Origin of the sequence: Mammaliicoccus fleurettii, assembly GCF_002018435.1 — a bacterium.
Lineage (GTDB): Bacteria > Bacillota > Bacilli > Staphylococcales > Staphylococcaceae > Mammaliicoccus > Mammaliicoccus fleurettii.
In genome coordinates, this window is the sequence record NZ_MWJM01000003.1 from 96064 (window position 1) to 120232 (window position 24169).

Annotated in this window: 20 protein-coding genes; 17 read left to right on the forward strand and 3 right to left on the reverse strand. The window is 28.0% G+C overall.

The features are described from left to right. Window positions 1–128: 128 nt before the first annotated feature. The 4 genes from B2G86_RS03410 to B2G86_RS03425 are packed head-to-tail and all read left to right on the forward strand — an operon-like array spanning window position 129 to window position 3220. Window positions 129–1502 (forward strand): AMP-binding protein, encoded by a 1374-nt coding sequence (locus tag B2G86_RS03410; protein ID WP_078356734.1) that lies wholly within the window; start codon window positions 129–131, stop codon window positions 1500–1502. Beyond that, a complete protein-coding gene (locus B2G86_RS03415) occupies window positions 1484–2632 on the forward strand; it encodes a thiolase family protein (protein WP_078356735.1) in 1149 nt (382 codons plus the stop codon). Before B2G86_RS03410 ends, B2G86_RS03415 begins: the two co-directional genes overlap by 19 nt. Continuing rightward, entirely contained in the window at window positions 2595–2957 is a 363-nt protein-coding gene (locus B2G86_RS03420) for a hypothetical protein (RefSeq protein WP_078356736.1), read from the forward strand. The genes B2G86_RS03415 and B2G86_RS03420 overlap by 38 nt, the downstream gene beginning before the upstream one ends. An 8-nt stretch (window positions 2958–2965) precedes the next feature. Next, on the forward strand, window positions 2966–3220 hold the full coding sequence (locus B2G86_RS03425) for a hypothetical protein (RefSeq protein ID WP_078356737.1): 255 nt from the start codon (window positions 2966–2968) through the stop codon (window positions 3218–3220). A 58-nt stretch (window positions 3221–3278) separates the two neighbouring features. On the opposite strand, the gene tagH is transcribed toward B2G86_RS03425, so the two are convergent. Beyond that, window positions 3279–4073, reverse strand: coding sequence for a teichoic acids export ABC transporter ATP-binding subunit TagH (gene tagH / locus B2G86_RS03430; protein ID WP_078356738.1), 795 nt, complete (start codon window positions 4071–4073; stop codon window positions 3279–3281). A gap of 207 nt (window positions 4074–4280) precedes the next feature. Between tagH and B2G86_RS03435 the strand changes: the two genes are divergently transcribed. From B2G86_RS03435 to B2G86_RS03445, 3 genes are all read left to right on the forward strand, one after another. After that, the gene (locus B2G86_RS03435) at window positions 4281–5084 is read left to right on the forward strand and encodes an ABC transporter permease (RefSeq protein WP_078356739.1); all 804 of its coding nucleotides are present in this window, start codon (window positions 4281–4283) and stop codon (window positions 5082–5084) included. Window positions 5085–5168: 84 nt separating this feature from the next. Further along, window positions 5169–6224, forward strand: coding sequence for a CDP-glycerol glycerophosphotransferase family protein (locus tag B2G86_RS03440; RefSeq protein ID WP_158079020.1), 1056 nt, complete (start codon window positions 5169–5171; stop codon window positions 6222–6224). Between the two features lie 4 nt (window positions 6225–6228). Further along, the gene (locus tag B2G86_RS03445) at window positions 6229–7281 is read left to right on the forward strand and encodes a glycosyltransferase family 2 protein (RefSeq protein WP_078356741.1); all 1053 of its coding nucleotides are present in this window, start codon (window positions 6229–6231) and stop codon (window positions 7279–7281) included. 78 nt (window positions 7282–7359) lie between these two features. On the opposite strand, the gene B2G86_RS03450 is transcribed toward B2G86_RS03445, so the two are convergent. Beyond that, window positions 7360–8502 (reverse strand): serine hydrolase domain-containing protein, encoded by a 1143-nt coding sequence (locus B2G86_RS03450; RefSeq protein WP_078356742.1) that lies wholly within the window; start codon window positions 8500–8502, stop codon window positions 7360–7362. An 89-nt stretch (window positions 8503–8591) separates the two neighbouring features. Further along, on the reverse strand, window positions 8592–8984 hold the full coding sequence (gene tagD, locus B2G86_RS03455; RefSeq protein ID WP_078356743.1) for a glycerol-3-phosphate cytidylyltransferase: 393 nt from the start codon (window positions 8982–8984) through the stop codon (window positions 8592–8594). A gap of 338 nt (window positions 8985–9322) precedes the next feature. Between tagD and B2G86_RS03460 the strand changes: the two genes are divergently transcribed. From B2G86_RS03460 to B2G86_RS03505, 10 genes are all read left to right on the forward strand, one after another. Then, entirely contained in the window at window positions 9323–10996 is a 1674-nt protein-coding gene (locus B2G86_RS03460; protein WP_078356744.1) for a CDP-glycerol glycerophosphotransferase family protein, read from the forward strand. Window positions 10997–11010: 14 nt separating this feature from the next. Next, window positions 11011–12177, forward strand: coding sequence for a glycosyltransferase (locus B2G86_RS03465; protein ID WP_078356745.1), 1167 nt, complete (start codon window positions 11011–11013; stop codon window positions 12175–12177). Between the two features lie 137 nt (window positions 12178–12314). Beyond that, a complete protein-coding gene (locus B2G86_RS03470; RefSeq protein ID WP_078356746.1) occupies window positions 12315–14300 on the forward strand; it encodes an acyltransferase family protein in 1986 nt (661 codons plus the stop codon). Window positions 14301–14467: 167 nt separating this feature from the next. Further along, window positions 14468–15751 (forward strand): nucleotide sugar dehydrogenase, encoded by a 1284-nt coding sequence (locus tag B2G86_RS03475; protein ID WP_078356747.1) that lies wholly within the window; start codon window positions 14468–14470, stop codon window positions 15749–15751. Between the two features lie 18 nt (window positions 15752–15769). Further along, window positions 15770–16714 (forward strand): hypothetical protein, encoded by a 945-nt coding sequence (locus tag B2G86_RS03480; protein WP_078356748.1) that lies wholly within the window; start codon window positions 15770–15772, stop codon window positions 16712–16714. Then, on the forward strand, window positions 16714–19344 hold the full coding sequence (locus B2G86_RS03485; RefSeq protein ID WP_088368991.1) for a glycosyltransferase: 2631 nt from the start codon (window positions 16714–16716) through the stop codon (window positions 19342–19344). Before B2G86_RS03480 ends, B2G86_RS03485 begins: the two co-directional genes overlap by 1 nt. 26 nt (window positions 19345–19370) lie before the next feature. After that, window positions 19371–21200, forward strand: coding sequence for a hypothetical protein (locus B2G86_RS03490; protein WP_078356749.1), 1830 nt, complete (start codon window positions 19371–19373; stop codon window positions 21198–21200). 23 nt (window positions 21201–21223) lie between these two features. Continuing rightward, entirely contained in the window at window positions 21224–22036 is an 813-nt protein-coding gene (locus B2G86_RS03495) for an ABC transporter permease (RefSeq protein ID WP_078356750.1), read from the forward strand. A 12-nt stretch (window positions 22037–22048) separates the two neighbouring features. Then, window positions 22049–23260 carry a glycosyltransferase family 4 protein gene (locus B2G86_RS03500; protein ID WP_078356751.1) on the forward strand — a complete coding sequence of 404 codons (1212 nt, stop codon included), beginning with the start codon at window positions 22049–22051 and terminating at the stop codon, window positions 23258–23260. Between the two features lie 121 nt (window positions 23261–23381). Beyond that, window positions 23382–24161 (forward strand): ABC transporter ATP-binding protein, encoded by a 780-nt coding sequence (locus B2G86_RS03505; RefSeq protein ID WP_411815765.1) that lies wholly within the window; start codon window positions 23382–23384, stop codon window positions 24159–24161. The last annotated feature ends 8 nt before the right edge of the window (window positions 24162–24169 follow it).

Sequence of the window (24169 nt, forward strand, 5' to 3'; positions counted from 1 at the left end):
TTTTAATAGAACAACTTGTTGTTGTGAGCTGATGCTTATCATGACAAGTTGTTTTTTTGCTTTTTATTAATCAATATTGTTAACTGAATGATATAATATAGTTAACAATGCGAGAAGGTGTTCAGTTTATGAAAATTTTGGATCTAATTAAAGAACAAGTTTATTTAAAACAACAAGTCAAAGCAATTTACATAGAAAACCAATCGATATCATTTCGTGAATTATGGAATGAATCAGAAATTTTAGCTGGAAAGTTAAAGCAATATCCTGAAAATATAATGGTAGGTATTGCAATAAAGCATCCAATTCAATTTATGAAATGGTATATTGCTACTTTGATGAATAATCAAATTCCATGTGTATTTGATGTAAATTTAACAGATGAAAAAATAAAACATTTGATAGATATATATTATATTGATGTATTCATAGCAGATTCTAATACAATAAGTTATTTCAATCATTCTAATCATAACAACATATCAAACGACACTTTGCATATTGGATTTACTTCAGGTACAACTGGTACTCCTAAAGCATACATGCGCAATAATGATTCGTGGGTTAAGTCATTTAAATACAATGAGAAGTTAATGCAAGACAATACTCAAGTTATAGTAGCTCCTGGCCCTCATGCCCATTCATTGTCATTATATGCCATGGTTTATGCTTTATGTACCGGTAGAGGGTTCATTGGTCAATGTAAATTTAATGCACAATCTTTAGAAAAAGTAATGAATAAAATTAAAGAGCAAAAAACGATGTTTATTGTGCCAACGATGTTACACAGTTTACTTAATTATAAAGTTAACTTAGAGAAGGTTAATAGTGTCTTTTCATCGGGAGCCAAATTATCCAATACGATATTTCAAACTTTCAAAAAAGAATATCCACAAATAGATGTCATTGAATTTTTTGGCAGCTCAGAAGCTAGTTTTATTAGCTATAATATTAATGGGAATGCATCTATTGAATCAGTAGGTAAGTTGTTTCCGAGTGTTAAAGTTAAATTTACAAACCAAGATAAAGACAAAGTTGGTATCTTGTATGTAAAAAGTGACATGACTTTTAGTGGTTATTTAAATGATGAGAAATTTGAAGAATGGATTAAAATTGGTGATTGGGCATCCATTTCAGAACAAAATGAATTGTTTTTATATGGAAGGGAAAGTGATCGGCTAATTATTGGAGGGAAAAATATTTATCCTGAAAGTATAGAGCAAAACCTCTTAAACTCAAAAGAAATCGATGAAGCAATTATTATTAGTGAAAAACATAATAAGTTTGGAGAAATAGCTGTTTTAATATATAAAGGACAAGAAAAAATATCTTATTTGAAAGTTAAAGAATTGCTATTAGAATGTGGCTTAAGTCGATATGAAATACCATCTAAATTAATAAAAGTTAACAAAATGATATATACAACTAGTGGAAAGATAGCTAGACATAAGATGAAAATATTATACGACATAGGAGGAGAAGAATGGAACCAGTTATTGTAGCTGCGAAAAGGACACCTTTTGGTAAATATGGTGGTGTATTTAAACATTTAGAACCTGAAATATTATTGAAACCTTTATATGAATATTTATTAAACGAACATAGTAAAGCGATTGAAGATGTATCAGAAGTCGTCTTAGGTAATGTTGTAGGTAATGGAGGGAATATCTCTAGAAAATCATTGTTAGAAGCAAAATTGCCACAACATATACCAGGTGTAACTATAGATAGACAGTGCGGATCAGGAATAGAAGCTGTTACATATGCATGTCGAATGATACAAGCAAATGCTGGGGATATTTATATTGCTGGTGGTGTAGAAAGTACGAGTAGGGCACCTTGGAAAATAAAAAGACCACAATCAGTTTATGAATCCGATGTTCCAAATATTTTTGAAAGAGCTTCATTTGCACCTGATGGAGAAGACCCATCTATGATTGAAGCGGCAGAAAATGTTGCTCAAGTTTACCAAGTAACTAGAGAAGCACAAGATGATTTTGCATATAATAGTCATCAAAAGACAATTTCTGCATTAGAAAAAGGACATATATCCCATGAAATATTACCTATTAAAGTGCGAAATGAATGGGTTGATCGTGACGAAAGTATAAAGCCAAAATTGACTTTGAAAACCTTATCTCGATTGAAACCGTTAATTAAGAGTGGGACTGTAACCGTTGGTAATAGTTGTATGAAAAATGATGGAGCAGTATTACTTTTAGTTATGAGTAAAGAAAAAGCAATTTCATTAGGATACGAGGAAGGATTAGAATTTGTAGACAGCGTTGTAAAAGGTGTAAATCCAAAAGTATTAGGTATCGGTCCAGTACCTGCAATGGAATCTTTACTAAAGAAACAAAATTTAGATATAGATGCAATTGATGGTATAGAATTTAATGAAGCATTTAGTTCTCAAGTATTAGCATCTAAAGAAATGTTAAATATACCTGATTATAAATTTAATATTTATGGAGGTGCATTAGCCAACGGACATCCGTATAGTGCAAGTGGAGCTCAACTTGTAACACGATTATTTCATATGAAGCATATCAATACTTCTATAGCTACAATGGGAATAGGAGGAGGTATGGGACATGCAGCATTATTCAAAAGATGGAACAGAAATAATTGATATAGTATTTAGTACAGAAGATATAAATGCATATAAATTACTTATACAAAATAATGACCGTAAAGAGACCGTACCAGTATTGTACTTAGCGAGTATTTGGCCAAAATTTCAAATGTTTGAGCAATTTTTGGAAACAGAAATATACTTAAGAGAAACGAGTATTAATAAGTATAAAGACTTAATTGTAGATACATGGTATGAAGCGGTCTTAACTAAAGAAAAAAGAACTCATGTAAAATCTTATACAATCTATCAATTTAGCTTAAAGATAAAAAAAGAAGAAGAAACATATGTAACAATCAATCAAACATTTATAGAGAAGTGAGGAACAATATGAAATATGACTTAGAAACAGTTCAAGCTTACTTAAAACTTATCAATGACGCTAATCCTATACATGATGAAATTGTTCCTGGACAGTTAGTTTGCGAATGGCTACTAAATGACGTGGTCTGGTATAAATATAAAATTCAATATAAAAATCCAATTAAGATAAATGAACCTTTAATAAAAGAAATAATTAAAGATAAGATAGTATGTATGAATGAAGATGGAACAGTAAAGATAGTGGTGAGTAAAATAGAATAAAAATAGGCTGAGACATAAATTTGTCTCAGCCTATTTTTACTTTGGATATTATATTTAATTACTTAATATAAAAACGAGTAGAATCTAATTCATCTTTAAAAGCTTTTTTGTCTTTAGCAGATTTCTTGTTGAACTCTTTTAAGAATGATTGATATTTAGGTAATACTTCTTCATTAGAGCCAAATTCTTTTAACTTCCCGCCTTCAATCCAAGCGATTTTTGTACAAAAATCTTTAACTTGTCCAATATTATGACTAACGAAGAAAATTGTCTTTCCTGCTTCTTTAAATTCATTCATTTTATCTAAACTTTTTTTAGTGAAAGTTTGATCACCAACAGACAAGGCTTCATCTATAACTAAAATGTCAGGATTAACTGTAACATTAATCGCAAAACCTAATTTAGATTTCATACCACTTGAATATTTTTTAACTGGTTGATAGATAAATTCGCCTAACTCTGAGAATTCAATAATTTCAGGAGTTAGTTCTTTAATTTGTTTCTTAGTAAAGCCAAGTAAGAGCATTTTATATTCGATATTATCTACACCATTTAATTGCGTGTTTAAGCCTGAATTAATTGCTATAACATTCACATCACCATGACGTTCAATATCACCACCAGTGGGTTGTAAAGAGCCACCTATGATATTACTCAATGTTGATTTACCAGAACCATTAATGCCTACTAAACCTATAATATCTCCTTCATAAGCAGTGAAAGTAATATCCTGTAGTGCAAAAAATCTTTTAGTTTGATGTTTTGGTAAGAACACATCTTTCAATCTCTCTTTATTACTTCTAAAAATTTTATATTCTTTTGTTAGATTATTAATGATAACTGATTCTTTCATATGTACTTCATTCCTTATAATTATTAACAATTCTATTATGCATTATTTTAAGAGTTTAGTAAATTTATTGTAAATTTTGTTGGAATCATGTAAATTATATATGTTCTGTAATTATATGATTAACCTAAAGATAAATATATCATCTATTAGTAATTGATGCTATATTATTGATTAAGTAATAAATGTCTAAGCGAGAGAGTGATATTCATGAATGCTGTATTTACTGTGATAAAAGAGCATGTTAAAAACTTTTATCTAATACAAAGATTAGCGATGTTCCAATTAAAAATTTCAAATCATGACAACTATCTTGGTTTAGCTTGGGAAATTATAAATCCTATGCTTCAAATCTTTGTTTATTGGTTTGCGTTTGGATTTGGGATACGACAAAATGCACCAATTGATGGTGTGCCATTTATTTTATATTTATTAGTCGGTATAAGTATGTGGTTCTTCGTAAACCAAGGTGTATTAGAAGGTACTAAATCTATATCAACTAAATTTAATCAAGTAGCGAAAATGAACTTTCCATTATCTGCCATACCTGCTTATATTTTAACAAGTAAATTTTATAGTCATCTTATTCTAGTTTTAGCTATTGTTTTAATTTGTATTCCAACAGGTATCTTACCATCGATTTATATTTTACAATTGTTTATATATATGCCTTTAGTATATGCATTTGCATTCTCAGTATCAATGTTTACATCAACATTAGGTGTGCTTATACGTGATACTCAAATGGCTATGCAAGCTATTCTAAGAATGTTGTTTTATATGTCTCCGATTTTATGGATACCAGAAAAAGGTTCTATTATAGAATTGATCATGAAATTAAACCCTGTATTTTTCTTTGCGGAAGGATATAGAGCGGCAATCCTTTATGATAATTGGTACATAATCGACCATTGGCAATTGGCGCTGTATAATATATGCGTAACAGCATTATTCTTTGTTGTCGGTTCTATATTACATGTTAAATTTAGACAAAGATTTGCTGACTTTATTTAAAATAATAATCAATAAAAAAGGATTGCTCGTATGAGTAATCCTTGTTTTATAAAAAGAACTTAATTCATGTTAGGAAGTGTCAAAGTGATTAGAAATGTGATTAAACAAGTTTATCTTTCTTTATTATTCATATTTAATAAATTTTTCAAACACAATATAAAAAGTCGAAATGTTGTTGTATTTATGACTTTTAAAGAAGATGTATTACCAATTATTGAAGAACTTAAAAGAGAAGGCTACTGTATCACAATCATTGCACACCCAAAATGGCTTGAATTTGCTAACAGTTTAGAAGTTGATAAAGTGATAAATTTAAAAAATAAATATGTAGTCCAGCAACTTAAAGCAATTAAAAAAAGTAAAACAATTATTATTGATACATATTATTTATTACTTGGCAGTATTAGTAAATCAAGAGAACAATCTGTCATTCAAACTTGGCATGCTGCAGGTGCATTGAAGAACTTTGGACTTGAAGATAATAGTATAAACAAAAGCAATAAACAGCTTATAAAAAATTATTTATCTGTTTATCATTTTACAGATTACTATCTTGTTAGTTCAGATATAATGAAAGATGTTTTTATAAATAGTTTAGATGCTAAAGAAGAACAAATGTTACCGTTTGGATTACCGAGATTAGATCAATATAAAAATAAACATACATATAATGATCATTCAAAAAAAATCGCTCTTTATGTTCCGACATATAGAGATTATACGAATGAGATACAAACAATTGATAAAGAAGTATTTGAAAAAATGTGTCCTGATTATGAACTCATAACTAAGTTACACCCGAGCATTACAAGTTATGATTCAGACGAAAGAAATATTCAAGAATTGGTTGAAATAGCAGATGTTATTATTACAGATTATAGTTCTCTAAGTATAGAAGCTTCATTGCTAAACAAACCTATAATATTTTATTGCTATGATGAAGAAAAATATGATGAGATGAGAGGGTTAAATAAATATTATTATGAAATGACTAAAGAAAATAAAGCATATAATTTAGAAATGCTTTATAAACTAGTTAATCGATGTAAAGTTAATGAAGCAATTAAGCCAATGTGGCATCAATATACTCATTTTGATGCGACGAAAAAACTAATTGATTTTATAAAAAAAGGAGTCTAAACCTATGGAAGTAAGTGTCATTATACCAATTTATAACGCTGAAAAAACAATAGAAGAAACGATTCGCTCTATTAAAAGTAACTATGAACATGAAATAATTTGTATTAATGATGGTTCCAAAGATTATAGTGCAGATGTTATTAGTAAAATAAACAATCCCAACATTGTTCTATTAAACAGAGAGAATAAAGGGGCAGCAGCAACAAGAAACGAAGGTATAAGTATTGCTAAAGGTAAATACATTATGTTCTGTGACGCTGATGATAAGTTAGGCGAGGGAATAATCGATAAAATGGTTAAAGCTATAAAAGAAAACGGCACAGATATTGTTGTTGGTAAAGTATCACATTTAATTGGAGAAGAAATAAGACCAATTAAAACTTACAATGATTTAAAAGCTATCGAGCATACAACATTAAATCGTACACCTGAAATCATTCAGTCAATTGGACCATATGGGAAGCTATATAAGAGTGAAATCATCCGTGATATAAGGTTTGATGAAGATATAACATTTTGTGAAGAACACACTTTTAACTTAAAAGCTTGGTCGAACAGTAAAATCACCATAATAGATGATCTAGCATATTTATATAATATTGGAATTGAAGATTCTATTGTAGCATCTAGTTATAAACATATTGAAAAGTATTTAAATGATGCTACAGAAGTAAGAAAAAGATCCTTAGTTATTTTAGATGAACTAAAAGAAAAAGTAAGTAATTATTACAGTTATAGAATGGACTATTTAATCATTTATTTCTTAATCCGTAACAATTTTATGAAGGTAGAAAATTTAGATGATTTAATAAACCCAGCTACCAAATATTTAAAAGGCATAGAAAAGATTGAGACAGATAGTGTGAAAGAATTGAAAGAGCTTATATTAACAATCTCTTCAGGTGCACAATATGAAAAGTATGTAGAAGTATCTAAAGAATTGAAATTAGAGTTTAATAAAAAGACATATAGAAATTATCAAATGAAACTTTTAAAACTCAAAACAAAAATGAATTTAAGAAGTATAAAAAATAAAAGTAAGAAAATATCTCATTAGAAAAAAGAGGGTGGCTCGAACAATTAATTTGTCTGAGCTACTCTTTTTTAAATAAAATAAATATCTATGTTAATTCACCTATTTTTGTTTCAATTGTTGTCCCAGTATATTAGTGAATATATGTTGTGCCATCTTCTCAGTTTCTTGATTGTATGGTTCTGGTAATTTATTGCTTGCTATAGATACGATATAGCGATCATTAGAATATGTAACGATATCATTTTTATAAAAAATACCTCTATATCTTTGATAGTTTAAATAGTTATAAAAGCCGTATCTATAAGTACCTGGGTATAAATTTAAATCTCCTGTTGAAAGTAAGTTTACTGTAGATGAATGAGATAGGATACTATCAGATTTAAATTTCTTTACGAGTTTAGCCATATCATCTGTAGAAATATAAATATTACCTGCACCATCATACTTATCTAAGTTCATAGGTGGTACGTAAATATTTTGGTTATGGATAGATTTATATCCTTTAGCCATATATTTCTTATGTTCAACTGAATCATAACGTGATGTATATTTTAAATGGGCTTTGTTAAGTATTAGTTCATTGAGATTTTCTTCAAATGTTTTATTAGTTGCGACTTCAATGATTTTAGCTAGGGTTATATAGTTTGCATCATTATAGTTAAATTGATGATACTGTGCAGGTAATACACCTTGTGATTTAATACTTGCTATAGCTCCGTCTAAGTTATGCATATTAGGATTTAAATTTATTTTGGCTAATCCACTTCGATGCAACATTAAATCTTTAATACTAATGGGATATTTATTTTGGAAGTTTGGTATATATTTGTTCACATTATCGTTTATATTGATTGTGCCTTTTTCTTCTAACTGGCGTAACATTAATCCGGTTATGAATTTATTGGCGGACCCGATTAAGTACATAGACTTAGAATCATTTTTTATACTATTTTCAAAATCTCTATAACCATATGCATCACTCATCACGAGTTTATTATCTTTATATATTGTGATATTTCCATTGAAATTTGATGTAGTCAAATAATCATTAACGTCTTTAAATTCAATGAAAGTTTCCTTATCAGAGTTAGCAATATTTTTATGATTTTTACTTTGATGAGAGGATGTTGTCTCTGATGTAAAAGCATCCTTTTTTTTATTAAAATCTTTAAATTGGTTAATAAACAGTATAATGATTAATCCCACAATAATACATAGGGAAAATTTGTATAAATTTTTCATGTATCTCTCCTAATGTTTTTAACATTATATTACCATAATTACTAAATTTTAACATTTATAACCATAAAAAAAGAACACAATTAAGTGTTCTATTCGGTACCATATAATTCTTTTTTAATTTGAGTTGTTGAAATACCTTCAGTTCTTTTAAGGTATATGACTTCACATTCATCTTTTAAGAAGTCAAATTCACCTTCCCAATCATGACCCATTAAGAATGTATCTACGTTATAGTTTTTAACGTCATCTGTTTTTTGTTCCCAATTATTCTCGGGAATTACAAGGTCTACATATCTTATTGACTCAAGCATCATTTTTCTTTGTTCATAATTATAGTATGATTTTTTGTTTTTAAGTTTATTAAATTCATCAGTCGATAATGCAACAATTAGATAGTCCCCATATTGTTTAGCTCTTCTTAAAAGTTCAATATGGCCATAATGTAGTAAATCATATGTTCCATAAGTAATTACTCTTTGCATTTTTTTCACCTCATTATTTTATATATCAAGCTTAATATATATGTATACCAATGTAAACTATTTGTCTACTTTGTAAATTTTATATTAAGGTATTTTAGGTTATTATTTCATCAAAATAACCATTTTACAATTCTGAAAATGGTTATAATGTATATTTATTACTTATTAGTATATTATACTAGAATATGTTGAGTTTGAGTAAAATGGGATGACCCTTTACCAAAATGAAAACTTTGCAGAAATGTTATAATTATAACAATGAAATTACTCATAAATCTTACGTGTACAGACAATGAAGTCAATTTATTGTATTAATTTAATATTATTAGAGGTGTAAAATGATTAAAATTATAGATATTCATGAGCAACCGAACTTAGAGAACTTCATAAATACGCATTGTCGGGAAGTAAGTCATATTATTTTAAAAGATAAATATACTCAAGTTAGAGAAGATATTGTAAAAAATACAGAGCTAGATGACAATTCTTATATAGTCGATTATACAAATAACGGATATTATACAAACGATAGTAGATATATGGGAAAAGCATTTATAACAATATCTGATTGGTTTAATAATGTAACGCTTCAACCAAATATTATTTTTGAAAAAGAAGATTTAAAATGGTTAATCACTAACTTTGAATGGGAAAATATTTTTGATATTACTTTAAATGCTTTAATTCATTTAGATGAAATTAAAATAGATTCTCATGTTGTATTTGATTTTTATGATCAAAACCAACCAAGTATACATGGAATAAAAGCTTTGAAAGAGCAAAATCTTGATTCAGAGTCGAAATTTTATATAAATAAATTAGCGCTGCTTAGTTCTATGAACAGTGTGTTTGAAATGAAAGAAGTCAGCTTACCGTATAATGCTAGAACGATTGACAAGATAATGCTGAAAACAAAGTTTAAATTACCAAAAAGCACCTATCAAAATTTAAATAAAAAAGCTGTACAAAAACAGTTGGAATCTATAAACATTTATGAAAAGGATAAAACAAAATTAAAGCCTTATATTGTATTTTTAGGTTTTGATTTTGGATATAGAGGTAATTCAAAGTATTTGTTTGAGTATTTAACAGAACAATATTCGAAATACACGGTATATTTTATTACCGATGATAAAAAAGGTGATCATTTTATTTCACCTAGTCATATTGAAACAAATGAAATGATAGAAAGAGCTAGTGTCGTGATACTGGAGAGTTATTTACCAGACAATATAAAACCTAATGGAACGATTATCCAATTATGGCATGGTACACCATTAAAACGGTTATTTTTAGATAGTAAAGAACCTAAACAAAATATTGATATTTTTAATTATAGAGCACGTAAGTATAATAAATTAATTAAGCAAGATTATTTTATTACTGATGTTGAATCGATTAACTATGTATTTGAATCTGCATTTCCTATGCAAGACACAAAGATAGTATCTTGTGGTTATCCTAGGAATCAATATTTATTGGAATATAAAAGGGATATGAATGAAATCGAAAGTATTAAACAACTTTTAAATTTAAATAAAGAGAAAAAAACGATTCTATATACGCCAACATGGAGAGATAATAATGATGAAGAATTTTTACTTGAATTTCCTGAAGAAATAAAGTCGAAATATAATATCATCTATAAATATCATGAAGAAGATCATTCTAATAAACATAAGAATTATATTGATACAGCTCAATTTGAAACGCAACAACTTATATTAGTATCCGATATTATAATTAGCGATTATTCATCTATTATATTTGATGCGTTAACGATTGATAAAAAGGTATACTTATATACACCAGACTATAAAGTTTATGACTACAATAGAGGTTTATATAAACATATTTATGAATTAGTAAACGAGAATCAATACTTTGAAAAAGAGGCTTTATTTAAAGCAATATTGAGTGGAGAATATTACGACATTAACGAAAAATTTATTAATAAAAATAATGAATCATACGAAACTATCACAAGTTTGATAGATGAGTCCATGATCTGAAATAGGTGATTATTATGAAATCTTTTACATTTTTAGTTCACAATATATATCATATGGGTGGTACAACTAAATCAATTTCTAATTTGGCAAATATTTTAAGTGAAAAAGGACATAAAGTAAAAATTATTTCAGTTTTCAAAGCAAATCAAAAACCTTATTTTGATTTGCATGAAAAAATTGAAATCAAACCAATTATAGAGTATAACAAAACAGTTAAAGGTTTAACTAATATATTTATGAATAGATTGAATAAATTCACACCTTTACTTAAACCGAAAATAATACATCCGTCTGAGCCAGGGTTACATCAGTTTTCAAGTTATATAGAGAAACAAATTATTCGAGAAATTAAAAATGTTCATACAGATATAATTGTAGGTACACGCGCAAGCTATAATATACTTGTTGCAGATTATGGTCCAAGTGATGTCTTAAAAATAGGTATGGAACATATGTATTTACATGCGCATAATGAACAATATCAAAAAAGCATTCTTGAATCTTATAATAAGCTAGATTTGGTAACAACCTTGACGAATGAAGATAAAATGGATTATCAGCAAGGACTGTCAGAAACCAAGGTTATAATAGTACCTAATATTCTTAAAGAAACTAAATATGATATTGCAAAGCAAAATGTTATTACTGCTGCTGGTCGTTTTGAACAAGAAAAAGGTTTTGATTTACTGATTGAAAGTATTAACCATATACAAGAAACTATGAGGAAATACGACTATCAACTTGAAATATACGGTGATGGCCAAGAAAAAGAACATTATAAAAAAATGATACAACAATATGGTATAAGTGATATCGTTCAATTGAAACCAACTACAAATCAACTATCTAAAATTTTAGCATCTAGTAAAATTACCGCAGTTCCATCTAGAGTTGAAGGATTTGGATTAGTCATTTTAGAAGCGATGTATCAAAGTAATATTGTGGTGAGTTATAAAGGTTGCTATGGACCAGAATTTTTAATAGATAATAAAGTTAACGGTTATCTAATAGAACAGCAAGATATAAAGCGTTATGGCAATCAATTGGCATATATTATTGAAAACTATAATAGTGATGAAATACAGAATATTATAAGTTATGGTGAACAAAGAAGTGCCCATTTTGAAGGTGACACAATATATCATCAATTTATTAAAAACATAAATCTGCATATGAAATAGTAGAATCCCTAACAATTCAATTGTTAGGGATTCTTTAATTACGTATTAAGATATTGTAAATATTATATATTTATCTTTCTAATGAATATCTAGATAGATATACTAACATTTGTATAATATTAAAAGGAGTTTTTCATATGCAGACACAACCAATCAATATAGAGAGGAAATTTAGACCTGAAATCGAGGGTTTAAGAGTCATTGCAGCATTGCTAGTAGCAATTTATCATATATGGTTTGGAAAGGTATCAGGAGGCGTAGATGTATTCTTCGTTGTTTCAGGATTTCTTATAACGACATCAATCATATCTAGATACAATCGGGAAGGATCATTTAAATTTTTACCTTACATAACAGGATTAATTAAACGATTATTTCCATCAGTTATCACAGTATTACTTACAACGGTCGTATTAAGCTTTTTCTTATTGCCTGAATCGATATTAGGTAAAACTATAAAAGAAATTATAGCTTCATTGTTTTATTATCAAAATTGGGAACTCGCTTTATCAAGTACTGATTACTTAAATAAAGATCAAATGAAGACACCAGTAGAACATTTCTGGGCAATGTCTATACAAGGACAATTTTATATTATTTGGTTCTTATTATTTAGTTTGATTTTTGTGATATATAAAAAGAAAACAAACTTGAAAATCGTAAATATAATGAATTTATTCTTAGGTACTTTATTTATTGTATCTTTTATTTATTCAATATATTTAACAAATGTAAATCAACCATGGGCATATTTCCATACATTAACTAGAGTTTGGGAGTTTTCATTAGGTGGGTTATTAGCAATTAATTTATCTAAAATAAAAATATCCAGTGTAGTAGCTAGCATTATAGGTTGGTTAGGTCTAATTGGTTTGATCTTAACAGGTGTTATTTTCAATGTATCAACAATGTTTCCGGGATACATTGCATTATGGCCAATGCTTTGTGCAGTATTTATTTTAGTATCTGGAAACCACGAAACAAAGCTTGGTGTTAAGAAATTTCTAGGTTCTTCCTTTATGGTAAAAGTAGGTGGATTATCATTTGGGTTATACTTGTGGCACTGGGTAATACTTTCATTCTATCAATATCATAACAACGAAAAACCAGGTATTATTTTAGGAATATGTATGATTTTACTTTCTTGGTTATTATCATACTTAATGACAAAATATATTGAAAAGCCAATTCGAACAGCATCTTCAGATAAAATTTCATTTAAAAAGTTAGGGATTGGTTTAGTAATTAATTTAATAGCTGTGGCAGCATTATATTTCATTGTATTTAATAATCCATTAGAAAAAGATAAAGTTGCATTAAGTGAGGACTATCCTGGTGCAATGGCTGCAGAAAAACAAGTTAAAGTAAATGATGATGTAGATGTGATACCAGAATTTTCGAAAATTAGAAATGAATCTCCTGATTCTACTAGAGACAAAGTACATCAAAAAATAGGTGAGTCAAAAGTTTTAGTTGGAGAATATGGTAAGAAAGAAGATTATGATAAGACAATTGCACTAGTTGGAAGCTCTCATGCACAACATTGGCTTGGTGCATTACAAACCGCTGCTAAAGAAGGTAATTACAGAGTCTTAAACATGACGAAAAGTGGTTGTGTATTGACAACTAAAGATAGTGAGCAAGATTGTACAGAATGGAATAAAAACTTAATCAAAGAAATTGAAAAGCAAGATATAGATTTAGTTGTAACAACAGCAGATTCAAGTACAGATATAAATGGTAAAATAGATCCATTACAAATTAAACAATTTGAGAATATCACTTCAACTAAGACACCAATAATGGCAATAAGAGATAATCCACGGTATGAATTTAATGTTCCAGAGACATTAGATAAATTTGGTGAAAAAGAAACAATCAATAAAATGAATGCCAAACAACGCTTACCAAAAGAGGATAAATGGAGTCAACTTGAAGAAAAGCCGAAGAATACAAAATATGTTGATTATACAAAGTACTTTAAAGAAAATGGCAAATTTGTACCGGTTATAGGAAATGTAATTGTTTATATGGATAAAGGACATATATCAAATAGTTATTCAAAAACATTCGGACCTAGATTAAAAACTGATATTGAAAAATATTTAAAAGAACTCAATTAATTTTGAGTTCTTTTTATTATTAAGCAAATGTAAACTATGATAAAAGAATGTAAACCCTTCCTTAAGTATCTGTTAAACAACTGTTTATTGCTTTAATAATAGTTACAATATAATTAATATTACATAAGTAATAGCTTAACAATTAATTATTAAAGGATGGATATAATATGAAATTAACTACTATTGGTTTAGGATACATCGGATTACCAACCTCAATTATGTTTGCGAAACACGGCGTAGATGTTGTGGGTGTAGATATAAATAAAGAAGCAGTGAATAAATTAAATAACGGTCAAATTCATATAGAAGAACCTGGCTTACAAGATGCTTATGAAGAAGTATTATCTAAAAATAAATTTAAAGCTAGTTTAAAACCTGAAAAAGCAGATGCTTTTATAATTGCAGTGCCTACTCCAAATAATGATGATCAATATGAATCATGTGATATTTCATTAGTAATGGGAGCAGTTGAATCAATCGTTCCATTTTTAGAAAAAGGAAATACTGTTATTGTTGAATCTACAATAGCACCTAGAACAACGGATGATCACGTTAAACCTTATCTTGAAAGCCAAGGCTTTGAAATTGGTAAAGATATTTTCCTAGTACATTGTCCTGAAAGAGTATTACCAGGAAAGATATTACATGAATTAATTCATAACAATAGAATTATTGGTGGTATCACGCCGGAATGTGTTGAAGCAGGTAAAAAAGTATATGGCACATTTGTACAAGGTGAAATGATTGAAACTAATGCTAAAACTGCTGAGATGAGTAAACTAATGGAAAATACTTATAGAGATTTAAATATAGCATTAGCAAATGAACTCGCTATGGTATGTAATCATTTAGATATTAATGTATTAGAAGTGATTAAAATGGCGAACAAACATCCTCGTGTTAATATTCATTTGCCAGGACCAGGGGTTGGTGGACACTGTTTAGCAGTGGATCCATACTTTATTATTGCAAAAGATCCAGAAACTACACCGTTAATTCAAGAGGGCAGACGTATTAATCGTTCAATGCCACAATATGTCATTGAAGAATCTAAAAAAATATTAAAAGAATTAGGTGGCAACAAGATTACAGTATTCGGCTTAACTTACAAAGGCGATGTAGATGATGTAAGAGAATCACCTGCTTTTGATATTTATAATGATTTGAGAAAAGAAGATGATCTTATAGTAGAAACATATGATCCACATGTTGAATTAGGCTTTGTTGAGAAAGATATTAAAAAGGCAGTTGAAGATGCATCATTAGTATTAATACTAAGCGATCATTCTGAGTTTAAAACATTAACTGATCAAGACTTTGAAGGTATGAAAAATAAAATCATATTTGATACTAAAAATGTTGTTCAATCTAAATTTGAACAAGTTAAATATTATAATTACGGCAATTTATATACATTCGGAAAAGAAATTGCATATTCATTTAATAAGTAAAGATTGAGGGGTCTTCATATGATTGATGTAAAAAGTCCATTTATTCAAAGCGGATTAAGTTTTCAAATTATTTTAAGAGAACCAGAAAATCAAGAAATATTTGATGTGGATGACGATGAAATTATAGTGAATCATGTTTCAGATTATTTAAATAAGGCTTTAAAAGTTATTTCAGTAAAAGACATAGAAAGTGAACTTTATGGACTCGTTGTAAGAGGTACCAATATAATTGGATGGACTAAATTGAATAACTCTATCAAATTAATTTCAAAGCCTATAGAAACAATAAGAGTTGATTTAACTCATTTTAATACGCCACAAATAAATAGAGATTTAGGTTTTAAAGTAGATTATAACTTATTGTTCCAAGAGAAGAACTATTCTTCTAGAGCTTTATATTTATATGAAGGTGAAATTTTAGAAGCAATATTTAATAAAGGTACATTTAGTGGTTTTGTAAAAACTGAAGATATAGACAGAGCAGTTATGATAAATACTAAAGTATCTATAAAAAATTCTACTTTATTTTATCAAGATAGTGCCAAGAACAAAACAATTGACCTTTCTTTAGATGAAGAACAATTTGACTTTAACAATGTGAATATCGATATGGTATTTTTAAAAGCGAAATCAGTTCGCGTTATTATTAAAAAGAAAAAATATTGGATTAGTCTTTCAGATTTAATTGATAACGAAATGATTGATTCTTTAGAAAGTATAAGTTACGAAAATTATAATGAATTGGAACTAGAACAGTTAGATATTATTACTAATTTTCAAGAAGAAAGAAAAGAATCTAAATCAGCTATTGTTCGTTTGATTAATGAGAATATTAATTTACAAAAAAATCATAAAAAAGAAGAAAAAGCACAATACGAAAGACTATATCACAATTTAAGAAATTCTAAATTAGGAAAAATTCAAACGAAATACTGGAGTTGGAGAAATAGGAGGAAATCATAATGTCTTCAAATGAACCAACAAAAATCGACAAAAGTAATAAACTTCAAACAGCTAAAGAAGAATTAGTTAACTTTGACGACAAAACAAAAGTTGAACAATTAGAAGAAGTTCTGGATATTGTTGAACAAGATTATATGTATGGATTGTATAAACTCAAAAAAGTAAAAGATTATACTAATCATCATAATTATTATAAAAAAGTTGCAGATGAATCAAAATTAGATTTCCTTGAAAATCATCAACAACATATCTCACAACTTAATACCTCTAACGAATCAAGAGTATTTGTAAAAAATAAATATAAAGTTGGTTTAATCGCTGATGAATTTTTATATAATTCGTTTAAAGATATAGGTAATATTGTATATATAGATAGTGAGTTTTCATCATTAAGTGATGATATGGATGTATTGATTGTAGCAACTGCATGGAGAGGTATAGATGGAAGTTGGACTGGTCTAGCATCAGTCAATAGCGAAAAGAGAAGAATGTTAATAGAAGGTATACAAAAAGCGAAAAATCTTAATATACCAATTGTATTTTACTCGAAAGAAGATCCTGTTAATTTCCATTTATATAAAGATATTGCTACTGAGTGCGACATTATTTTAACTTCTGCAGAAGAGGTTGTTAATGATTATAAAGAATATTGTCAAAATGATAATGTTCATGTACTACAGTTTGGAATTAATCCACATTATCATAATCCTGTTGGTTCAAGAAGCCAATATAATCAAGCATTTAAAAATGATGTTATTTTTGCAGGAAGTTGGACTGAAAAATATCCTGTAAGAAACCAAGAATCAGCAAGAATTTTTGATGAATTAATAAATAATGAAAATGATTTAACGATTATAGATAGAAATTTACCTTTAAGAAGAACGCGTTATCAATTTCCTATGAAGTATATTCCATTTTTAACAATGCCAATCGATCATAATGAACTTATGAGCTTACATAAAGTTTATCGATGGGCTGTAAATGTGAATTCAGTTAAATATTCAGAAACTATGTTTGCGAATAGAATTTTTGAATTACAAGCGTTTGGCAATTTAATCTTATCTAACTATTCAGTTGGCGTGAATAATCAATTTCCTAATGTGTTTATGATTAATCATAAAAGCGATGTCGCACCAATTATGAATCAATATAAAGAATATGAAATTGAAGATATGCAGGCGAAAAGTATTAGAAGTGTTATGAGAGATAGCACAACTTATCATAGATTAGATGAAGTTTTATCGTATATAGATATAGAGCCAACTCAAAAGGACAGTAAAGTTTTAGTAATTGTTGATCAATTAACAGATAAAATGAATGATATTTTATCTCGTCAACTTTATGTGCAATTTGATGTAGCTGAAGCTAACCAGACAATAGATGACTATAGTCAATATGAATTCATTACATTTATGAAAGACTCTATTTCATATGAAGAATATTATTTAGAAGATTTATTTTCTGTTTTTAAATATGTAGATGTTGATTTTGTCACTAAAGATAAACAGCATGAAGCTCATCAATATATTGATGAAGCAATAAATAACTATTTAACGATGTATCATAGAAATATTGTAGACGAAAACTTAAATATATTACAATCCAATAATGGCTATAATTTAGATCAATCCGAAATTTACGAATCTACTTTATATGGTCAAAATAAGCAAAAGAAAAAATTGAGTGTAATTATCCCTATACACAATAATGGGACGTATTTAGAAGATAAATGTATGCGTAGTTTAAGAAGATCCTCTATCTTTAGTGAAATGGAGATTATATTTGTAAATGATGGAAGCACAGATTCAGAAACGATTTCCATTATTAACAGACTTAGAAGAAGATTCCCTGATATCGTGTATTATGAATATGAACAAGGATCAGGAAGTGCATCAAGACCTAGAAATAAAGGTGCAGAGCTTGCTTCTACAAAATATATAACTTATCTTGATCCTGATAATGAAGCAACAGGCGATGGATATGCAACTTTATTAGAAGAAATCGAAACAAATAACGATGTAGATATGGTTGTTGGAAACATTATTAAAGAAGACAACAAACGTAGAGCATTGTTTAATTATGCTGGAACTGTTAAGAAATACAATGACGGTAACTTATTAATTGAAGATCCTAAGAAATATATGAAGAAATGTGGATTACGAGCACAAAGTATACAAGCTTTAGTTATTAAATCAGCAATTATTAAAGATAATAACATTCAAATGATTGAAGGAGCAGCTGGGCAAGATACATTGTTCTTCCAAGAATTGATGATTAATTCTAAAAAGGTAAAAGCTGTTACTGACGTTATTCATATGTATTATGCAGCTGTTTCAGGTTCTGTAACTAATTCAATTTCCAAAAAATTATTCGATAAATATTATGCTTTAGAAATTGAAAGAATTCCTTTCTATGAAAAGCATGGCTTACTTAGTTCGTATTTAGAACATAGATTTAACTTCTATGTTAAAGGTTGGTATTTACCAAGACTTGAGAAAGTTAAACCTGATGAAAGAAAAGAAGCGGTTGAGAGATTTTTAGAAATTTATAGTTTATACGATCAGTATAAGCGTCCAGAAGACCATGATTTAAATAAATATGTTGAAAATCTAAAAAAAGAAGTTCAATAAGTGATGGATAATAGGGGGAGAATATGATGGATAATGTATTGGCTAAGTTTCATAAAGCATATATTGTATTACCTAATCAATTCTCTCTTGATCATACATACTATCAAGAGAATACGAATATCGGTAAGTTTAAAGTTTATTATGCTTATGATTTAGCTCAATGTGAAGTAATGGTGAATGAAACAAAAGTCATCTTATTAGGTCATTTAGTTCATACTCAAAATAGTGAATTAAACTATCATGAAATATTCTCTCGCTTATTATCACATGAGTTAGATTCTTATGAATTTCTTGAAGAGATGAGTTTTTATAACGGTCGATATGCAATGTTTATTGAATATAAAGGACAAGTGTATTTTTATAATGATGCTACATCATTTTTGTCTTTGTATTATCATAATGAATTATCATTGTATGCTAGTCACTCAGAACTACTCAAGCAGTTGATTGAAGATTACTATAATATTGAGTGTGAAAAAATAGCTTCTAAATCAAATGGTTTTTTAGACTATAGCAAATATAAAAACATATATAAGTTTAATTCCAATACACGGCTAAATATGACACAGCATCAAATAAAAAGAATTTATCCAATTAAACCTTTTAAAGTCAAAACAGCTGAGGAAGTATTGAACTTAATAGATAATGAAATAAAAGAATCAGTTAAATATTTATTTAATTTAGATAAAAAAATATTATGCTCTATTACAGCAGGACATGATTCAAAAGTATCATTATCATATATAAAAGATTTTGTGGATAGTGTTAAATTCTTCACTTATACGAGAAACATAGATGAATTGGAAAACAAACAAGTTTCGAAGATATATAAATTAGATGAATCAATCGCACGTAAAATTGCTTATAATCTTAATTTAAACTATAAATTATTTAATATGGATAATTCGTCTATAAAGCCTGAAATGAAAGTTAAATATGAGCAATATGAAACAAGTCATAGCATTAATTTAATCAATTATTATAACGAAAATTATGATTTTCAAAATGCATTACATTTAAAATCGACAATTTTTGAATTAGCAAAAGATATTGTCCCAAAAAGTATTCAAACAAAAGATTCTTTTATTCCTTATACGAATGCTATTAAAAAATGGGCTAAAGACTTTCCGTTTGATGATGAGCATCAAATAGAATATTTATCTAATTTTATTGAAAGAAATGAATTGAATAAGACGATAGAAATGGGTTATCATCCATATGAAATTTTATACTATGAATCTAGAATGAACGGATGGCATAGTTGTATTATTCAAGAAAGTGATGACTTTTTAGATGTCTTTAGTTTAATTAATACAAGGCATATACTATTTGAATTACTTAAAATAAATGATTCAGATAAAAACGAAAACAAGCTTCATCAATTGATTGTAAAAAATAATTGGCCAATTTTAAATTATTTTCAAGTAAACAATAGCCAAACTTTAGAAAATAAAGTGGATCAATTAGAACAGCAAATAAATGAACGCAATAGTAACTTAGAAAACATCATAATTGAAACAGATGATTTTTATCAACGTAATAATTTAAATAGCACACGGTTTAGAGCACTTTCAAATAAGTTTAGCAATGTAAATAAAAAGATAATTACTTTAACTAACAAAACTAATAACGTTCAAAAAATTGAAATAAAAACATTTTATAACAACACTAATGGCAGAGAGATAATATACTTTGATATTGAGGATCATCAAATCGATTTAGTCGATTTAAGTATAAATGGATATGATTTGAATTTTAATCCTCATGAGTCAAAAATAATTTCAGTATATGCAAGTAAAAATTTTGAAAAGTCATCGTGGATAAATGCTTCAGAATTTGAACTTATTGAAAAATAAAAAATCAAGTAGGTCGTTATAATATGAAGATAGTTACTGAAATCTTTAAAGAACAACTTAATAATTTACCTAAAATTTTAAAACTTGCAATTTATAATATGAAAAGTCAATACGCCAATCACTATCTTGGTGTGTTTTGGAATATATTACAGCCAATACTACAAGTAGCAGTTTATTATCTCGTATTTGGTTTAGGTTTAAGAGGAGATGCTAATGCACAAGTAGTTGGTGTACCATTTTTAGTACATTTAATTTCAGGTCTCTTTCCATGGTTATTTATATCACAAGGTATCAATACTGGTGCAACTTCAATACAAGGTAATGTAGGACTATTATCAAAGATGAGATTCCCTTCATCAATATTTATTTCAATCGCATTAACTAACAATATGATTAATTTAATGATTACATCATCAATATTATTTGTAATTTCACTTGTTAATGGTTATGTACCATGGTGGCACTATTTCTGGTTTATTTATTTCTTAGTAGCATCGTATGCAATTATTTTTGGTATTTCACTAATTATGAGTACTTTAATAATTATCATTAGAGATACTAAAAATTTACTTCAAAATATCATTAGAATGTTATTCTTTATGACACCAATATTTTGGGCGATGGAAGAGGCACATGGTATTCTACAAAGATTAGCGAGCTTAAATCCATTTGCCTACTTAGTAGGTGTATACAGAACGGCATTTGTTCATGGAAATGTATCAGTATATGGAGAATGGCATGATCATTTATATTTTTGGTTAATAACAATATTATTATTGTTAATTGGTTCATTAATTCATTCAAGATTTAAAAGGAAGTTACTAGACTACTTATAGGGTGTTTATAATATGACAAAGAAATTATTAATGATTTCCCAAAACTTTTACCCAGAACTCGGATCTGCAGCAAACAGAATGAAAATGATGTTTAAAGCATTTAAAGTCAAAGGCGCAGATCCGACTATGTTAACAACTGAACCAACATATCCAAATCAAAGCTTATTTGATGATGATGCATACTTTACTGATCAATCTTTAAATAAATTAGAAAAAAGTAAAATTATACGTATGAAAATGCATGGTAATAAACAAAATAGTAATTTTATTATGAGGTTAGTATACTATATAGAACAGTACGTTAGATTAAAAGTATTTCTGAATATGCATAAAGAAGATTATGATATTATATACGTTTCCAGTCCAAATATATTTCTTGCTTGGGCGACGCTTTTTTTCAAAAAAGCAAAAAAACCGACATATGTTTTAGAAATTAGAGATTTATGGCCAGATAGTGTAAACGGTTTAAAACATATAAACATCAGTTTATTTATGCCACTTTTAAAATATTTAGAGAAGAAGATGTACAATTCTACAGATAAAATTGTTATAAACAATGAAGCATTTAGAGCACACATACAAAATAAATTAGAAAATAAAACACCAATTTTTTACTTACCTAATGGAATTTCAAAGAGTGAGCTAATAACAGAAGAAAAGTATCAAGATTTCAGTGTAATATATACTGGAAATATAGGGTATGCTCAAGATGTCGATAAGTTAATCTCAATATGTAAAGCATTAAATAATAAAAAAATATACGTAACTGCTATTGTGTACGGTGTACAAGCTGATAAATTTAGAAAAGCTGTCAAAGAATGTGCGTATATCCAAGTGAAAAAGCCAGTTGATCGTGTAGCTTGTCTATCAGAAATTTCTAAACATCATGTATCACTTTCAATATTAGAATCGTCAGATGTTTTTATGAATGTTATGCCAGGTAAAATTGTTGATTCAATTGGAGTAGGTACTCCGCCCGTATCCAATATAAGTGGTCCTACTGAAGCGATTATACAAAAATATGATTTAGGATTTGCTCGGAAACAAGCTTCAAATGAAACAATAGTTAATGAGATAGAATCTTTAAAAAATGACAAAAATAAGTTGTTGATAAAAGAAAACAACGCAAAAAAATACCGAGATGAACATTTAATTTGGGAAGATAATATTGAAAAGCTAATTACGTTTTTAAGAAAAGGTGATGAAGATGACAAAAACATATAAAATTAAATGTGAAAATGTCTCAAAGGTTTATGACTTGAATGTAAATAGAAAAGAAAAATTATTATCTTTATTTACTTTTGGCTTAAGTTATAAATCAAAACCTTACTATGCTTTACACGATATAACATTTGAAGTTGAAGAGGGGACATCTGTAGGCATTATTGGATTGAATGGTTCCGGAAAGTCAACTCTATCTAATATTTTAGGTGGGGTAGTCGAACCGTCGTCTGGTACAGTACATACAAATGGTAAACCTTCCTTAATTGCTATTGGTGCAGGTTTGAACCCAGATTTTACTGGTGCAGAAAATATTCAATATAAATGCTTGATGCATGGCATGACACAAAAAGAAATCAATGAAAAATTTGATGATATTGTACAATTTAGTGAATTAGATGAATTTATATATCAACCTTTAAAATCGTATTCTAGCGGTATGAAATCTAGATTAGGATTTGCTATAGCTATCCATACAGACCCAGATATATTAATTGTTGATGAAGCGTTATCTGTAGGAGATGAAACTTTTTCAAATAAATGTATAGATAAAATGCATGAATTACAAGAGCAGGGTAAGACAATATTTTTTGTATCACACTCAGCAGGACAAATTAAAAAAATGTGTAAGAAAGCAATCTGGATACATTATGGAGAAATGGTTGCGTATGGTGAAGTTAATGATGTAGTTGCGAGATATGTTCATCTCATTCAAAAAGTAAAAAAGAAAACTAAAGAAGAACAGTTAGATTATAAACGTATTAAAATTCAACAACAACGTGATAAAGAAGTTGATGAATCTGTAATTCATAAAGAAAAAAGACCAACAAGCATATTAGCAATGATTGGGCTAGTGAGTGTAGCATGGTTGTATATACTGTTGTTCCAAGTAGGTATACTATAAATCATAAA

What these genes read in the sequence shown, in the direction of transcription:
- B2G86_RS03410 (WP_078356734.1), top strand. Translation starts at nt 129, where the DNA reads ATGAAAATTTTGGATCTAATTAAAGAACAAGTTTATTTAAAACAACAA.
- B2G86_RS03415 (WP_078356735.1), top strand. Translation starts at nt 1,484, where the DNA reads ATGGAACCAGTTATTGTAGCTGCGAAAAGGACACCTTTTGGTAAATAT.
- B2G86_RS03420 (WP_078356736.1), top strand. Translation starts at nt 2,595, where the DNA reads ATGCAGCATTATTCAAAAGATGGAACAGAAATAATTGATATAGTATTT.
- B2G86_RS03425 (WP_078356737.1), top strand. Translation starts at nt 2,966, where the DNA reads ATGAAATATGACTTAGAAACAGTTCAAGCTTACTTAAAACTTATCAAT.
- tagH (WP_078356738.1), bottom strand. Translation starts at nt 4,073, where the DNA reads ATGAAAGAATCAGTTATCATTAATAATCTAACAAAAGAATATAAAATT.
- B2G86_RS03435 (WP_078356739.1), top strand. Translation starts at nt 4,281, where the DNA reads ATGAATGCTGTATTTACTGTGATAAAAGAGCATGTTAAAAACTTTTAT.
- B2G86_RS03445 (WP_078356741.1), top strand. Translation starts at nt 6,229, where the DNA reads ATGGAAGTAAGTGTCATTATACCAATTTATAACGCTGAAAAAACAATA.
- B2G86_RS03450 (WP_078356742.1), bottom strand. Translation starts at nt 8,502, where the DNA reads ATGAAAAATTTATACAAATTTTCCCTATGTATTATTGTGGGATTAATC.
- tagD (WP_078356743.1), bottom strand. Translation starts at nt 8,984, where the DNA reads ATGCAAAGAGTAATTACTTATGGAACATATGATTTACTACATTATGGC.
- B2G86_RS03460 (WP_078356744.1), top strand. Translation starts at nt 9,323, where the DNA reads ATGATTAAAATTATAGATATTCATGAGCAACCGAACTTAGAGAACTTC.
- B2G86_RS03465 (WP_078356745.1), top strand. Translation starts at nt 11,011, where the DNA reads ATGAAATCTTTTACATTTTTAGTTCACAATATATATCATATGGGTGGT.
- B2G86_RS03470 (WP_078356746.1), top strand. Translation starts at nt 12,315, where the DNA reads ATGCAGACACAACCAATCAATATAGAGAGGAAATTTAGACCTGAAATC.
- B2G86_RS03475 (WP_078356747.1), top strand. Translation starts at nt 14,468, where the DNA reads ATGAAATTAACTACTATTGGTTTAGGATACATCGGATTACCAACCTCA.
- B2G86_RS03480 (WP_078356748.1), top strand. Translation starts at nt 15,770, where the DNA reads ATGATTGATGTAAAAAGTCCATTTATTCAAAGCGGATTAAGTTTTCAA.
- B2G86_RS03485 (WP_088368991.1), top strand. Translation starts at nt 16,714, where the DNA reads ATGTCTTCAAATGAACCAACAAAAATCGACAAAAGTAATAAACTTCAA.
- B2G86_RS03490 (WP_078356749.1), top strand. Translation starts at nt 19,371, where the DNA reads ATGGATAATGTATTGGCTAAGTTTCATAAAGCATATATTGTATTACCT.
- B2G86_RS03495 (WP_078356750.1), top strand. Translation starts at nt 21,224, where the DNA reads ATGAAGATAGTTACTGAAATCTTTAAAGAACAACTTAATAATTTACCT.
- B2G86_RS03500 (WP_078356751.1), top strand. Translation starts at nt 22,049, where the DNA reads ATGACAAAGAAATTATTAATGATTTCCCAAAACTTTTACCCAGAACTC.